Annotated in this window: 1 protein-coding gene and 1 pseudogene; both read left to right on the top strand. The window is 46.6% G+C overall.

What is annotated here, in order from left to right; all coding sequences use genetic code 11:
* Window positions 1-111: 111 nt before the first annotated feature.
* On the top strand, window positions 112-2,304 hold the full coding sequence (gene glgX / locus VIN08_RS04105) for a glycogen debranching protein GlgX (RefSeq protein ID WP_331960638.1): 2,193 nt from the start codon (window positions 112-114) through the stop codon (window positions 2,302-2,304).
* Window positions 2,282-2,704, top strand: a pseudogene (locus tag VIN08_RS04100) (malto-oligosyltrehalose trehalohydrolase); the annotation flags it as partial. The gene glgX and the pseudogene VIN08_RS04100, both read left to right, overlap by 23 nt.

Genomic DNA, 2,704 nt, shown 5'->3' with positions numbered 1-2,704 from the left:
GCAAGCACGAGCGCCATCCGGTAAACAATCAAAAAGCCGGGGCCATACAATCTGAAGAAGGGAGAAGAAAGCTACACGTTCCCACATGGGCTATGAACCTGGAGAATACGTATGAACATTAATGAACTGGATGTTGAACCTATAACAACACAAAAAATTAAAACATATCCGGGAAGTCCCTATCCGCTAGGCGCGATATGGGATGGCAACGGAGTAAACTTTGCAATATATGCCGACAAGGCCACCGGTGTTGATCTCTGTCTCTTTAAAAATCCTAAAGATGAAACAGAGTATGCGCGAATCAAAATGATTGAGCGATCACACCAGATATGGCATGTCTATGTACCGGATATGAAACCCGGGCAACTTTATGGTTATCGGGTAGAAGGTCCGTATGAACCGAAGAACGGCCAGCGCTTCAATCCATTTAAACTGCTGATCGATCCCTATGCAAAAGCTATAGCCGGAAAGATAGAATGGAACGATTCGCTCTTTGGCTATGAAGTAGGGCATATAGATGAAGATCTCAGCTATAGCGAGCTCGATAGTGCTGCTTTTTTGCCGAAGTGCGTGGTAATGGATCAACAGTTTGACTGGGAAGGCGACAAGCCACCCCGTATTCCTTATCACAAGACTATCATTTACGAAATGCATGTACGCGGTTTCACCATGCTGCATCCGGATATACCGGAAGATATACGGGGCACATATGCCGCGCTGGCTCATCCGAAAGTAATTGAATATTTAAAAAATCTCGGTATCACATCCGTTGAGCTGATGCCGGTGCACCATTTTATAGCCGATCGTCACCTGGTTGAAAAGGGATTGACTAACTATTGGGGCTATAATACCATTGGTTTCTTTGCACCGGAAGTACGGTACTCAAGCGGTGGTGTGTTGGGCGAGCAGGTAACCGAGTTTAAGAACATGGTGAAGGAATTGCACAAAGCAGGCATTGAAGTTATACTCGATGTAGTATATAATCACACAGCAGAAGGCAACCATATGGGACCCACACTTTGTTTTCGCGGTGTCGATAATGAATGTTATTATCGATTGGTGAACGAAGACAAGCGTTACTATATGGACTTTACCGGAACGGGCAATACGTTGAATGCAAATCTTCCGAACGTACTGCGCCTGATGATGGACAGCCTGCGCTATTGGATATTGGAAATGCATGTAGATGGTTTTCGGTTTGATTTAGCTTCTACACTGGCCCGCGAACTGCATGAAGTAAACAAGCTCAGTGCATTCTTTGATATTATTCATCAAGACCCCGTTATATCGCAGGTAAAGCTTATCGCGGAGCCGTGGGATATAGGAGAAGGGGGATACCAGGTAGGTAAATTTCCTTCTGACTGGGCGGAGTGGAACGGTAAATACAGAGACTGCATGCGCGACTTTTGGCGTGGTGCCGATAGTATGCTGGGCGAGTTTGCACAGCGCCTTACCGGCAGCTCCGATCTGTACCAGGGCGATTATCGCAGTCCTACAGCAAGTATAAATTTCATCACCGCTCATGATGGCTTCACCCTGAACGACCTTGTGTCTTATAACGATAAACACAACGAAGCCAATGGTGAGAATAACAACGATGGTGAAAATCATAACCGCTCGTGGAACTGCGGAGAGGAGGGACCATCGAAAGACCCTGTTGTACTGGAATTACGCAAGCGACAGCAACGTAATTTACTCACTACACTTTTTCTTTCGCAGGGCGTGCCCATGTTGCTCGCGGGCGATGAGATCAGCCGCACACAAAAAGGTAACAACAATGCGTATTGCCAGGATAACGAGATATCGTGGATCAACTGGAAGGATGCCGATAACGAACTGCTTGAATTTACACGGCAGTTAATAGCCTTGCGCAAGAACCATCCGGTATTTTGCAGAAGGCGCTGGTTCCAGGGCCAGCCTATTAAAGGTATAGGTCTTGAAGATATAGCCTGGTTTCTGCCCGATGGAACGGAAATGGGCGAAGAGCACTGGAGCCACGATTTTGCCAAGTCACTGGCTGTATTCCTCAATGGCAGAGGTATACACACGCCGGGCCCGAAGGGAGAGCAAACGATAGACGATAGTTTTTATCTGATCTTCAACGCACACCATGAAGCATTGCAGTATAAATTGCCGCCGGCAAAATATGGTAAAAAATGGATCGAGCTGCTGAACACAGCAGCGGGTGTAGTAGGTGAGGGAGAGGGGAAAGTATATGATGCGACTAAGACTATATCAGTAGAAGGACGTTCTATCCTTTTGCTGTTACACCCGATTGTGTATGATAAGAAATATAGAGCATAGCAGGCGTTCAATAGGAGTAAATTTCCGGGGAGACGGAACTGCAGAAATTCTTGTATGGGCGCCGAACGTAAAGAAAGTGTGCCTGCGCCTGCTCGACAATAACAAGTTGCTGCGATTGCAGGAGCAGGAATACGGTTACTGGCTTTGCACAACCAACCTGTTGCGCCCGGGCGACCTGTACAGCTTTGTGCTTGACGATCAGAAAGAATTTCCTGATCCGGCATCGCTCTCGCAACCCGAGGGCGTACACGGACCTTCACAGGCTGTTGATTTGAATCATTTTCAATGGAATGACCAGCTCTGGAAAAATATACCGATCGATGAATATATATTCTATGAGCTGCACGTAGGCACCTTTACCGATAAGGGTACATTTCGTGCTATTGAAAAGAAAATTCCT

The organism is Ohtaekwangia sp. (assembly GCF_036568665.1).
Lineage (GTDB): Bacteria > Bacteroidota > Bacteroidia > Cytophagales > Cyclobacteriaceae > Ohtaekwangia.
The sequence above is the reverse complement of the archived record's forward strand: the minus strand, read 5'-3'. Positions and strand labels throughout refer to the sequence as shown.